The organism is Winogradskyella vidalii, from assembly GCF_013403955.1.
GTDB classification, from domain to species: domain Bacteria; phylum Bacteroidota; class Bacteroidia; order Flavobacteriales; family Flavobacteriaceae; genus Winogradskyella; species Winogradskyella vidalii.
Map to the genome: position 1 here is coordinate 217,079 of NZ_JABFDG010000007.1, position 12,058 is coordinate 229,136.

A 12,058-nucleotide genomic window follows, 5' to 3' on the forward strand; every position below is an offset into this window, starting at 1 on the left:
GTCTTATTTTTTAAGTTCTAATTTTTCAGCAAAATAATCGCAAAAATCTTTCATAGTTGCAGTCATCTTTTCGTCTTGAGTAGCTCTTAAAAAAGTATCACTCATGGTTACTAAGGTTTGATGAAAAAAGAGTTTCATCTCATCAACAGGCATATCTTTAGTCCACAAATCTATTTTTAGAGTTTCTTGTTCTTTACTATCCCAAACAGATAGCATTATAGCCTTTGCTTCTTCGTTATTAACGTCACCATCTTGTGCAGACCAATTTAGTTTTTCAGGCACACGGTTTTCGTCCAATTCCACGTTTAATACTATTTTAGATTTTATAACTTTTGCCATTATTTTTTTGGTTTGAATTTCGATTTATTAAATATAACTTGAGGTTCTGTTTGCATAATTTTCATTATATCCTCGTTGGTTTGTTCAGCATAAGCCCTAACAATTTGCCAACCGATATATTGACCTAGCCGGCCAGGTGAGTCGTTATCTAATTCAAGATAAAACTTGGAAAATGGGGCGTCAGCAATAAAACGGTTAGGTAATTTAGGGTCTGTATCGTACAATAATTCTTTTTCAATAAAATAGCTCCAAATAGGACTTTCATTAGCTATTGCCCAATTTATTTGAGTATCTGTATATCCTATCTTTTCAGCATCTGTTTTAAACGGAATCATTACATCTTTAAAGTAAAGTAATTTTCCAAAGTAGATCATTTCGTCTAATAATGTTTTTCTACTTGTTTGATATACATATTTCTTTGCATAGTCCTCAGCCACATCTGAAATCATTTGATTTTTATCCATATTAGCGGCGAGGTACATGGGAATGTTTTGATAAAATTGATGTTCCGCACCTAAATAATTATCTAACGCAATAAGTACTAAAGAATCATTAACAATTGTTTTATCTCTATAAGCAACATCATTGGTTAGTGTAATTACTCTAGGGGTTTTAAAAGTTTTATCGTAGTATTTTAAATGTTGAAATAAGTCTTTTAATTCTTTTTTAGAATTTTCAAAATCAGGAAAAGTATGTTGTACTTCTTTTAATAATTCATGCTGTAAGCTGTCATTTATTTTTTCAATCCAAAAAGTATCTGGGTCATTTGAGAAGAAAAAAGGATAATTGCTTTTTAGTTTTGGTAAATCTTTGGGTTTCGCTTTAAAAAAGGCTTTATCAAACCGTTCTACTTCAAAATCGACAGTAATAGAAGCGATTTCTTTTTCAACTTTAGACGTCTCGCCACAAGACAGAAATAGTAATCCAATTATTAAAACGACGTAAAATCTTATTTGCATTGGTAAAACATTTTTAATCTTAACACTATTCTAGTATTTTTGTTGTGCAAAGGTACACTTCTTTGTTATAAAAACTCAAAAATTATGCAAACAGAAAAGGTAGTAAATCACATTGTAGATTGGTTAAAGGACTATGCTACAAATGCAAAAATAAACGGATTTGTAATTGGAATATCTGGAGGAATTGACTCTGCTGTAACATCGACGTTATGTGCGATGACAGGTTTAGATTTGCTTTGCTTGGAAATGCCTATTCACCAAGCACCGACCCAGGTTAGCCGCGCTTTAAACCATATTAATTGGTTAAAAGAAAACCATGATAAAGTTAGTATGACACAAGTGGATCTTACACCTGTATTTGACCAGCTTATAGAGGAATTGCCGAGTGTTGAGAATGAAGAAAGCCGATTTATGTCACTAGCAAACACTAGAGCTAGGTTACGAATGACGTCACTCTACTATTTTGCAGCCATCAAAAATTACTTAGTTGCTGGTACAGGAAATAAAGTTGAAGACTTTGGTGTTGGATTTTATACAAAATATGGCGATGGCGGAGTAGATTTAAGTCCGATAGCAGATTTGTTAAAGAGTGAAGTTTACGAAATAGCAAAGTATTTGGGTGTAAATCAAGAAATTATAGATGCAGCGCCAACCGATGGACTTTGGGGTGATGATAGAACGGATGAAGACCAAATAGGAGCTTCTTATCCAGAATTAGAATGGGCAATGGCAATGAATGATCAAGGGAAAAGTGCTGATGATTTTGAAGGGCGTCAACATGAGGTTATGAAAATTTATAAACGCCATAATACTTCCAATAGCCACAAAATGAATCCTATACCAGTTTGCGAAATTCCTAAAAATTTAAAATAAAAATTGCATTTTGACAACGATGTTAGTGAATTTATTTAATTTTTGATTATTTTTACGATAAGGTTTCCTCAATACCTTGAATATAATATTAGTTATATTGTTAATCCTAACCAAATAATAAAATCAAATTGTAATGATACGTATTCTAATTGTTGATAGTCATCCGATTGTAAGAAAAGGATTAGAGCTATATTTAAACAGTAAGGCAGATTTTGAAGTTGTAGGTAGTTTAGGTAGCGGAATTGAGATATTTGAATTTGTTAGACGTCATAATGTTGATGTTATTATATCTGAAATAGACTTACCAGAACTTAATGGTATAACTGCCCTTAGAGCAATTAAAAAAGAAAATAAATCGGTTAATGTTTTGATGTTCAGTCATCAGCCTGAAGAAATCTATGCTATAAGTACACTTAAAGCAGGTGCTTCAGGTTATCTTAATAAAGGAGCCAGCGTTGAGGAAATTGAAGCTGCAGTACGAAAAGTAAGCACAGGGCAAACTTCGCTAAGTGAAAAAATGGATAAACACTTTCGTTATGAGGATACACGAAAAAGTAGAAGCCGAATGTTTAAAAAGTTATCTACTAGAGAAGTAGAAGTTTTAAAATTACTTTCTATTGGTCGTAAAAATAAAGAAATAGCGGAAGAATTAGATATCAATGAAAAAACGGTGAGTACTTATAAAGCCAGACTGTTTAAAAAGTTGAATGTCACTAATATAGTAGATTTAATCCACCAAGCTAAGCATCATAATTTAACCTAGTAGGTTTATTAGCCAACAACCTTTCCTAATTTTCTAGATAATAACATTTTAAGGCCAACGTAATCTTTTACATCTTCAATGATAGCGCGCTTATCTGCGTTTTCATTAAGCGTTTCATTTTTATAATCTGCGACTTTTTGGTCTATGAGGTGGCAACGTAAACTTAAAATTGTTTGACTTACTAACTGAGAAACAGAATCTTTCTTTTCTTTAGGTGTGATTTGATTGCGCTCCCAATCGTGTAGATTATAGCGTTCATCCTCCATTAAAATACTGGTTACTGTACTAGCAGAATCTTGGTCGAGTTGGTTGATAAAGTTTTTAGTTGAAAAATTTTGATCCTGATTTAACTTATCTATAATAGAGTAATAAAGTGCTTTAAACTGTGGGTTTGAAAACTGCATTTCGTCTTCTTGAAGGTCTAAATATATTTTTTCAAAAACACGGGTTTCATGCTTTGTTGGTTCTAATATTAATTCACCTGAAGCCTCATCTTCTTTTAAGATTAAATCTTCAAATTGTTCTGTTTTATCACCATAAAGCATTAAAATCTCTATGATTTTACGTTCTAATTCATATTGAATATCAATTTTTCGCTTGGCTTGAGGTTCATTTTTAACAACTTGAAATGCTTTTTGCTCTTGTTTAGGCGCTTTGCTAGCGTCTTGGCTTTCCTTTTTATTGATTTGTGCTAGTGTAGTAAACAATACATTTTCGCTAATATCCATAATTCGTGCACACTCCTGAATATAAATCTCACGCTTAATTTGATCCGGAATTTTAGAAATGCTGTTAACAATTTCACGGATAGTCTCTGCCTTTTTTATAGGGTCGTTATTAGCCTCTTTAACCAGTAGCGAGGCTTTAAATTGAATGAAATCTTTAGCATTGCTGTTGAGGTATTCTGTAAGCTCTTCTAAAGTATTTGATTTTGAAAAACTATCAGGGTCTTCACCATCAGGAAAGGTGCATATTTTCACATTAACTCCTTGTTCAAGAATTAAATCTATACCGCGAATAGATGCTCTAATTCCAGCAGCATCACCATCAAAAAGAACGGTGATATTATTAGTAAGCCTATTGATAAGTCTAATTTGGTCAGGAGATAACGCAGTTCCTGATGAGGACACTACGTTTGTAATTCCCGTTTGATGAAACTGAATCACATCTGTATAACCTTCAACTAAATAGCAATTGTCTTCTTTGGCAATACTCTGCTTGGCATGATACAGACCGTATAGAATCTTACTTTTATAATAGATTTCGCTTTCAGGAGAATTTAAATATTTAGCAGCTTTTTTGTCATTGGTTAAAATTCTACCGCCAAAGCCTAAAATACGTCCACTCATACTATGAATTGGAAACATCACACGGCCTTTAAAACGATCAAATCGTTTTTCGCCTTTTACAATAGTCAGCCCTGTCTGTTCTAGAAAATTGATATTATAGCCTTTCCCTAAAGCATCATCTGTAAAAGCTTGCCATTCATCTAACGAGTAGCCAAGCTGAAATTTTTTAATGGTTTCCTCAGTGAATCCACGTTCTTTAAAGTAGCTTAAACCAATGGCTTTACCTTGATTCGTATTATGTAGCGTTTTTTGAAAATAGGTGTTAGCATACTCACTGACTAAGTACAAGCTTTCTCTTGTGTCTGCATGTGCTTTTTCTTCGTCAGTACGTTCGGTTTCTTCTATTTCAATGTTATATTTCTTAGCGAGATATTTTATAGCTTCAGGATAGGTGAAATGCTCATGCTCCATTAAAAAAGTTACAGCATTACCGCCTTTACCACTTGAGAAATCTTTCCAGATTTGTTTAACAGGAGATACCACAAAACTTGGAGAGCGTTCATCGCTAAAAGGACTTAATCCTTTAAAATTAGTGCCTGCTTTTTTTAGTTGAACAAAATCGCCAATAACCTCTTCTACGCGAGCGGTTTCAAATACTTGAGCTATGGAGTTTTGTGAGATCATAAGGAGTATTGCCTTTCAATTATTGCTAAAATAAATTACAACAGAAATTTTATTAATGCTTAATGAGTTTTCTATATTTCTGTATTCACAGAAATGAAAAGTTTGTAAATTTAAGGCAAACAATTTGTATTAAAAATTAATTAATGACTAAAAGTAATTTTAGGTTCTCATTAAAAACAACGAACTTCGTTGGGTATTACGATAACTATAACGTGATTAAAATATGAATTGGGTTTTACTAATTATAGCAGGATTATTTGAGGTTGCTTTTGCAGCTTGCCTCGGTAAAGCTAAAGAAGCAACAGGTAACGAAGTTACGTATTGGTATATTGGATTTTTAATATGCTTAACGATTAGTATGTTGTTACTTGTAAAAGCAACACAAGAACTACCAATTGGAACCGCTTATGCCGTTTGGACAGGTATAGGAGCCGTTGGTACTGTATTGGTAGGCGTTTTTGTATTTAAAGAACCAGCGACGTTTTGGCGATTATTCTTTATCAGTACTTTAATAGTCTCTATTGTGGGATTAAAGTTTGTTTCTCATTAGGCATAAAAAAAACCTATCAAGAAAGATAGGTTTTAAATTTAAAAAGATTGTAAGGTGAAATTATATCACTTTTACATTTACTGCGTTTAATCCTTTTTTTCCTTCTGCTAAATCGAATTCTACATTATCGCCTTCTCTAATCTCATCGACTAAACCAGAAATATGTACAAAATGCTCTTTTCCGTTTCCTTCTTCTGTTATGAATCCAAAACCTTTAGAGTCATTAAAAAATTTTACTGTACCAGTACTCATATTAAAATATATTAAATAATTAAGAGACAAAGGTAGTATAAATAGTTGGTAATCAAATATTTTGAATCCTTTATTTTAAATATGATATATAGGTCTAGTCCTTAGCGTATAGAGGCGCTTAAGCGTTGAGTATTTACATATTATATTCAGAAAGTGGTTTGGTAAATTTCTCTGGGTTTTCAGCCAAATGATAGCGCGGGTCGTCTATAGCTTCCTCAATGACGTCTTTAAATTTTGGATTGGCTTTATAGAGTAATATTTTACTGTCTTCGCTTAAATGCTTTAATTTAATGGTTTTTCCTAAAGCTTGATATTTTTCAACTAGTATAAAAATGGCTTCAATAGCTGAATGATCCGAAATTCGAGCTTCAACAAAATCGATAACGACTACGTCTGGGTCATTTTTAACATCAAATTTCTCATTAAATGACGTAATACTTCCGAAGAATAAAGGCCCCCAAATTTCGTAAGTTTTTGTGCCGTCTTCTTTGTAACGTTTACGGGCTCTAATTCTTTTTGCATTTTCCCATGCAAACGATAGTGCTGAAATAATTACACCAACAAATACCGCAATAGCCAAATCAAAAAATACAGTTACAACTGAAACAATAATTAGTACAATAGCATCCGACATTGGGATTTTTTTCATAATCCGGAAACTAGACCAAGCAAAAGTTTCGATAACCATCATAAACATAACGCCTACAAGCGCAGCGATTGGGACTTGCTCAATAATTTTGTCTGCAAAAAGGATGAAAGTAAGTAAGGTTATGGCTGTCATTACACCAGACAAACGGCCTCTACCGCCAGCATTAATGTTAATAACGGTTTGTCCAATCATACCACAGCCACCAGTACCTCCAAATATTCCGCTAAGCATGTTTCCGGCACCTTGAGCTACACATTCACGATTTCCGTTACCTCTAGAATCTGTTAACTCATCTACAAGGTTCATGGTCATTAATGTTTCAATTAATCCAACTGAAGCTGCCAAAAATGCAAATGGAGCAATGAATTTAAGGGTGTCTAAATTGAATGGTAAGTGGCTCCAAAGTTCAAAAAGATTCAATTTACTCGATATTTCATCAAAACCATTAAGGCCAGCACCACCACCATCTCTTATGAATTCACCTACATTTATGGATTGAAGTCCTCCAAAGATAGAAATCAAAGTAACGATTAATATTGCCGTTAATGCTGCCGGCAATTTTTTGGTTAGTTTAGGTAGTCCCCAAATTATAAACATGGTTAATAAGACAAGGCCTATCATGATATATAGTTTTTTGCCTTGCATTATGGTTTTTACGACACCGTTATCTTTTACGGCATAAAACCCATTATCTTTTACGTTAAAAACAACTCTTTTGCTATTGACATCAAATACTTGGTTGTCAGCCATTATAAAAACAGTTTCACCAGTATTAATATTAACAATGTTCTCATCTTCTATTGAAAACAATTCAGTGCCAGAAATTAAATCTTTGACCTTGTTGTCATTAACATTATAAACCAGTTCTTTTGATGTGGTTTTACGCATATTTTGACCAAAAACATCCTTTTTATTTTCTTTAAACATACCTAATTGTGCTAAGAAAATAACAATAGCCAAACCGTTAACAAAGCCCATCATTACAGGATGTGGAATCAACCGAACAAATTTTCCAAGTTTAAATACCCCTGCTAGAATTTGAATTATTCCCATGAGAACAACAGCAGCTAAAAGGTAAAAGTAGCCCATGTTTTCCACGGGAGTGTCAAACAGGAGACCTTTAGCATGTCCTTCTTGAATCATGTAAACAAAAATGACGGCTACGGCACCTGCAGCTCCTGATATTAGTCCTGGACGCCCACCAAAAAGGGCTGAAATAATACCAATAATAAAAGCCCCGAAAAGTGCTACAATAGGACTTATTTGTGCTACGAATGCAAAAGCGACAACCTCAGGAATCATTGCTAGTGATACCGTTATACCTGCGAGGATATCATTTTTAGGGTTTTGAGTGATTTTTTTTAAGGTGTTTCTACTTAGCATAATCGTTTTATGAAATTAAAAGTCGGCAAAGATATACTTTTTGAATTTAACAAAAAAAGCATTGGTTTCCCAATGCTTTTTTACGGTATGTGTCAATTTTTTATTTTTCTTCCGGAGGAAATTGCATCAGCATTTCTGTTACAAATTCTTTAATACGAGCTTCTTTCTTTTCAACATTCCTTGTTTCAAGATTTCCTGTTCCAGAGCCTTGCCAAATCAATTCTTTTTTTTCAGTATCTATTAAATCGATATACAATACACCTTCTGTAGTGGTAGACACTTGGTTGTTATTCCAGCCTGATCGCCAGCCCCAGCCACCATAGCCTCCCCAGCCCCAAGCGCCATGACCCCAAGCATTGTTGTAGATGTCTACACGTTGATTAGATTTGGTGAATATACTAACTAACATATCTGGATTTTCAGATTTAGTATACCCTTTAGCCATTAATTCGGCTTCAATAGCTTTAAGAATTCTTCGTTTGTCAAGATCGTTTATTTCCGCTTTGTCAATACCAGGTTTAAAGAAAGCAAAAGTTTTATAAGAGTCAAAATCAGCCTCTCTGTCGTAATCTGCAGCTACTTGAACCGAACTACATGAAGATAGTACAATAAGGAGCAGAAATAAAGGTGTAAATTTCGTTAGTTTTTTAATGTAAACATTTTTGAATGCATTTTGTAGATGTTTCATAATAGCTTTTTTTAATAAATTAAACTTCATTTAATAATTCATCATCAACGAAATTTGGCAAGGTGACTTTTAAATTAGGCTCAGTTGCCATAGCGCGTTTTATAGCAAAAACAGCACCTTTATTTCTCGCCCAGCTTCGTCTTGAAATGCCGTTGTTTACATCCCAAAAGAGCATTTGTTTTAATCGTTTTGATGCTTCCTTAGTACCATCAAGAACCATACCAAAACCACCGTTAATAACTTCACCCCAGCCAACACCACCACCGTTGTGTATACTAACCCAAGTGGCGCCCCTAAAACTATCTCCAATTACATTTTGAATCGCCATGTCTGCTGTAAAACGTGAGCCATCATAAATATTGCTTGTCTCTCGGTATGGTGAATCGGTTCCTGAGACATCATGATGATCTCTTCCTAAAATAACTTCGCCAATGTCTCCTTGTTCTATGGCTTCATTAAAAGCTTGTGCGATTTTCATTCGTCCTTCTGCATCGGCATATAAAATTCGAGCTTGTGAACCTACGACGAGTTTATTTTCTTGAGCGCCTTTAATCCATTGAATGTTATCGGCCATTTGTTGCTGAATTTCAATAGGAGAATTCTTTTTTATAGTTTCTAGAACTTTACAAGCAATCGCATCAGTTTTGGCTAAATCTTCAGGTTTCCCTGAAGCACAAACCCATCTAAAAGGCCCAAAACCATAATCGAAACACATGGGGCCCATAATATCTTGAACATAACTTGGGTATTTAAAATCGATACCATTATCAGCCATAATAGCGGCTCCTGCACGAGAGGCTTCTAGTAAAAAGGCATTTCCGTAGTCAAAGAAATAGGTGCCTTTTGCAGTATGCTTATTTATAGCATTTGTATGACGACGTAAGGTTTCTTGAACTTTTGTTTTAAAGAGTTCAGGTTCATTTGCCATCATGTTATTCGCATCTTCAAAAGAAATATCAACGGGGTAATAGCCACCCGCCCAAGGGTTATGTAATGAGGTTTGGTCACTTCCTAAATCGATGTGGATATTGGCTTCATCAAATTTTTCCCATACATCAACAATGTTTCCAAGATAGGCAATAGAAATGGTTTCTTTATCTGCCTTAGCTTTGTTGACACGATTAACAAGCTGATCTAAATCGGTTATTTTTTCGTCAATCCAGCCTTGGTCTAAGCGCACCTGTGTGATTTTTGGGTTGACTTCAGCACAAACAGTAATACAACCAGCTATGTTTCCGGCTTTTGGTTGCGCTCCAGACATGCCTCCTAATCCAGAGGTGACAAATAGATTTCCTTTAGGTTCTTTTTTAATTTTTCTAAAGCCATTAAGGACTGTTATTGTTGTGCCATGAACAATACCTTGAGGGCCGATGTACATATAGCTTCCTGCTGTCATCTGACCATATTGAGTGACACCTAAAGCATTGAATTTTTCCCAGTCATCTGGCTTGGAGTAATTAGGAATCATCATACCATTAGTGACTACAACTCTTGGCGCATCCTTGTGCGATGGAAATAATCCCATTGGATGACCAGAATACATTACTAAGGTTTGTTCATCATTCATTTCTGCCAAATATTTCATGGTCAGACGGTATTGCGCCCAATTTGAAAATACTGCGCCATTTCCACCATAGGTAATTAATTCATGTGGATGTTGCGCTACAGCATAGTCTAAATTATTTTGAATCATAAGCATAATAGCTGCAGCATGTGTCGATTTTACTGGGTATTCAGATATTGGTCGGGCCTGCATTTTGTAATCAGGTCTTAAACGATACATGTATATGCGGCCATAGGTGTCTAATTCGTTTTTAAACTCTGGCAGCAAGGTCTTATGGTCTTTTTTGTCAAAATAACGCAGCGCATTTTTTAAGGCTAATTTTTCTTCGTCTTTAGATAGAATAGCTTTGCGTTTTGGTGCGTGATTTATAGAAGCATCAAAAGATTTAGGCTCGGGTAAAGGATTTGGAATGCCTTCTAATATTTGGTCTTTGAATGAGCGTTTTGTAGTCTGCATTACGTTTGGTTTAATGTATTTTTATTTTGATTGGCGTGTAATTGAAGGGTTAAATCCATACGGACAATGTCTGCAACCACTTTCACAACAATACCCGCGTTTTAAATGGTATTGTTCTGTAAAACAACGGTAACCTTCTGGTGTAAGATAGTAATCGCCATCTTCAATAGGAACGTATTTTTTCATATCTAACAAAGATAATGTAATTTAGAGAAAAATTTCTTAGGCCAAGTTAAGGTTTACCATTAGCAATACTTTTAGTAAAATATTAATGGTTTGATTTTTGAAATGCATTAACAATGATCTTAATTTCGAAATATTTAGTACCCCGAGGTTACCTTGGGATGACTATATATCCTTTTATGTTTTTAAAAACGGAAGCTTTAAAAGACAACATAGTGCTTTTGAATCATGAAAAAATTCATCTTAGGCAACAAATAGAATTGCTCGTTATTCCTTTTTTTATTATTTATATAACTGAATTTTTATTCCGGTTATTACAATATAGAAATTGGCACTTAGCCTATCGGAATATTTCATTTGAGCGTGAAGCTTATACTAACGAAAAAGACCTTGATTATTTAAGGTTAAGGTCTTTTTGGGCATTTAAATCTTATTTTTAGAACTACATTGTAATTGATGTATAAAATAAAAAACAGTTACTTATTTTTGTAAAAAAAGGTTTGAATCAACCCCGTGTTTATAATCAGAATATGTCTTTAGAAAGTAGTTCTATTTCTATCGCTATTAAGCGTGAAGACCTAATTCATCCATTTATTTCAGGGAATAAGTATCGTAAGTTAAAATTTAATATTCTTGAAGCTAAAACACGTAATGCATCCGTTTTACTAACTTTTGGAGGTGCATACTCTAATCATATTGCCGCTGTTGCAGCTGCAGGGAAAACATATGGTTTTAAAACCATTGGTGTCATTAGAGGTGAAGAATTAGCAGATAAAGTTTCTGAGAATCCAACCCTAAGCTTTGCTAAAGAGCAAGGGATGGAATTTCATTTCGTTTCAAGAACGAGCTATAGAGAAAAAACATCCGATTCATTTATTGCTAATTTAAAAGTTCTGTTTGGAGATTTTTATTTAATTCCCGAAGGTGGAACGAATGGTTTAGCGGTTAAAGGTTGTGAAGAAATTTTACAAGAAAATGATTTTAATTTTGACTATATCTGTTGTTCAGTAGGTACAGGAGGTACAATTTCGGGATTAATTAATGCTTCACAATCACATCAGAAAATATTAGGTTTTCCAGCTTTAAAAGGTGATTTTTTACAAGCAGATATTTGTAAATTTGCAAATCAAGATAATTGGAAACTAATAACAGATTATCATTTTGGAGGTTATGGTAAAATAAAGCCAGAATTAATAACGTTTATCAATCAGTTTAAGCAACGTTATGATGTGCCTTTAGATCCCATTTATACTGGTAAAATGATGTTTGGGATATTTAATTTATTAGAAAAAGGATTTTTTCCGAAGAATTCAAAAATACTGGCTATTCATACAGGAGGTTTGCAGGGTATAGCAGGTGTTAATGCAATTTTAAAACGTAAAAAGCAGCCTTTAATAATTCTATAATTAAAAAAGTAATCTGAAAA

General features: G+C 33.9%; 12 protein-coding genes. 4 read left to right on the top strand and 8 right to left on the bottom strand.

Going from position 1 to position 12,058, the window contains the following annotated elements:
- Nucleotides 1–3 precede the first annotated feature (3 nt).
- Together gldC and gldB are read right to left on the bottom strand one after the other, a co-directional pair.
- Nucleotides 4–339, bottom strand: a complete 336-nt coding sequence (gldC, locus tag HM982_RS15675) for a gliding motility protein GldC (RefSeq protein WP_179354282.1) — start codon at nt 337–339, stop codon at nt 4–6.
- Nucleotides 339–1,298, bottom strand: a complete 960-nt coding sequence (gldB, locus tag HM982_RS15680) for a gliding motility lipoprotein GldB (protein WP_179354283.1) — start codon at nt 1,296–1,298, stop codon at nt 339–341. Before gldB ends, gldC begins: the two co-directional genes overlap by 1 nt.
- Before the next feature lie 84 nt (nt 1,299–1,382).
- Here gldB and nadE point away from each other — a divergent pair, with 84 nt between their 5' ends.
- Nucleotides 1,383–2,171, top strand: a complete 789-nt coding sequence (gene nadE / locus HM982_RS15685; protein ID WP_179354284.1) for an NAD(+) synthase — start codon at nt 1,383–1,385, stop codon at nt 2,169–2,171.
- A 133-nt stretch (nt 2,172–2,304) separates the two neighbouring features.
- Nucleotides 2,305–2,934, top strand: a complete 630-nt coding sequence (locus HM982_RS15690; protein ID WP_179354285.1) for a response regulator — start codon at nt 2,305–2,307, stop codon at nt 2,932–2,934.
- 8 nt (nt 2,935–2,942) lie between these two features.
- Here the strand turns inward: HM982_RS15690 and dnaG are convergent, their stop codons facing one another.
- Nucleotides 2,943–4,907 carry a DNA primase gene (dnaG, locus tag HM982_RS15695; RefSeq protein ID WP_179354286.1) on the bottom strand — a complete coding sequence of 655 codons (1,965 nt, stop codon included), beginning with the start codon at nt 4,905–4,907 and terminating at the stop codon, nt 2,943–2,945.
- A gap of 223 nt (nt 4,908–5,130) precedes the next feature.
- On the opposite strand from dnaG, the gene HM982_RS15700 reads away from it, so the two are divergent.
- On the top strand, nt 5,131–5,457 hold the full coding sequence (locus HM982_RS15700; protein WP_179354287.1) for a DMT family transporter: 327 nt from the start codon (nt 5,131–5,133) through the stop codon (nt 5,455–5,457).
- 60 nt (nt 5,458–5,517) lie between these two features.
- Here the strand turns inward: HM982_RS15700 and HM982_RS15705 are convergent, their stop codons facing one another.
- From HM982_RS15705 to HM982_RS15725, 5 genes are all read right to left on the bottom strand, one after another.
- Complete coding sequence (locus tag HM982_RS15705) at nt 5,518–5,709, bottom strand: cold-shock protein (RefSeq protein ID WP_179339703.1); 192 nt, start codon at nt 5,707–5,709, stop codon at nt 5,518–5,520.
- A gap of 133 nt (nt 5,710–5,842) precedes the next feature.
- Nucleotides 5,843–7,741, bottom strand: coding sequence for a SulP family inorganic anion transporter (locus HM982_RS15710; RefSeq protein WP_179354288.1), 1,899 nt, complete (start codon nt 7,739–7,741; stop codon nt 5,843–5,845).
- A gap of 100 nt (nt 7,742–7,841) precedes the next feature.
- Nucleotides 7,842–8,429 carry a DUF4136 domain-containing protein gene (locus HM982_RS15715; RefSeq protein WP_179354289.1) on the bottom strand — a complete coding sequence of 196 codons (588 nt, stop codon included), beginning with the start codon at nt 8,427–8,429 and terminating at the stop codon, nt 7,842–7,844.
- A gap of 19 nt (nt 8,430–8,448) precedes the next feature.
- Nucleotides 8,449–10,449 (bottom strand): urocanate hydratase, encoded by a 2,001-nt coding sequence (locus HM982_RS15720; protein ID WP_179354290.1) that lies wholly within the window; start codon nt 10,447–10,449, stop codon nt 8,449–8,451.
- 21 nt (nt 10,450–10,470) lie between these two features.
- The gene (locus HM982_RS15725; protein ID WP_179354291.1) at nt 10,471–10,635 is read right to left on the bottom strand and encodes a DUF5522 domain-containing protein; all 165 of its coding nucleotides are present in this window, start codon (nt 10,633–10,635) and stop codon (nt 10,471–10,473) included.
- Nucleotides 10,636–11,162: 527 nt separating this feature from the next.
- Between HM982_RS15725 and HM982_RS15730 the strand changes: the two genes are divergently transcribed.
- Nucleotides 11,163–12,038 (top strand): 1-aminocyclopropane-1-carboxylate deaminase/D-cysteine desulfhydrase, encoded by an 876-nt coding sequence (locus HM982_RS15730; RefSeq protein ID WP_179354317.1) that lies wholly within the window; start codon nt 11,163–11,165, stop codon nt 12,036–12,038.
- Nucleotides 12,039–12,058: the final 20 nt, after the last annotated feature.

Excerpts from the sequence above, each read along its gene's own strand:
- gldC (WP_179354282.1), bottom strand. The coding sequence starts at position 339 with ATGGCAAAAGTTATAAAATCTAAAATAGTATTAAACGTGGAATTGGAC.
- gldB (WP_179354283.1), bottom strand. The coding sequence starts at position 1,298 with ATGCAAATAAGATTTTACGTCGTTTTAATAATTGGATTACTATTTCTG.
- nadE (WP_179354284.1), top strand. The coding sequence starts at position 1,383 with ATGCAAACAGAAAAGGTAGTAAATCACATTGTAGATTGGTTAAAGGAC.
- HM982_RS15690 (WP_179354285.1), top strand. The coding sequence starts at position 2,305 with ATGATACGTATTCTAATTGTTGATAGTCATCCGATTGTAAGAAAAGGA.
- dnaG (WP_179354286.1), bottom strand. The coding sequence starts at position 4,907 with ATGATCTCACAAAACTCCATAGCTCAAGTATTTGAAACCGCTCGCGTA.
- HM982_RS15700 (WP_179354287.1), top strand. The coding sequence starts at position 5,131 with ATGAATTGGGTTTTACTAATTATAGCAGGATTATTTGAGGTTGCTTTT.
- HM982_RS15705 (WP_179339703.1), bottom strand. The coding sequence starts at position 5,709 with ATGAGTACTGGTACAGTAAAATTTTTTAATGACTCTAAAGGTTTTGGA.
- HM982_RS15710 (WP_179354288.1), bottom strand. The coding sequence starts at position 7,741 with ATGCTAAGTAGAAACACCTTAAAAAAAATCACTCAAAACCCTAAAAAT.
- HM982_RS15715 (WP_179354289.1), bottom strand. The coding sequence starts at position 8,429 with ATGAAACATCTACAAAATGCATTCAAAAATGTTTACATTAAAAAACTA.
- HM982_RS15720 (WP_179354290.1), bottom strand. The coding sequence starts at position 10,449 with ATGCAGACTACAAAACGCTCATTCAAAGACCAAATATTAGAAGGCATT.
- HM982_RS15725 (WP_179354291.1), bottom strand. The coding sequence starts at position 10,635 with ATGAAAAAATACGTTCCTATTGAAGATGGCGATTACTATCTTACACCA.
- HM982_RS15730 (WP_179354317.1), top strand. The coding sequence starts at position 11,163 with ATGTCTTTAGAAAGTAGTTCTATTTCTATCGCTATTAAGCGTGAAGAC.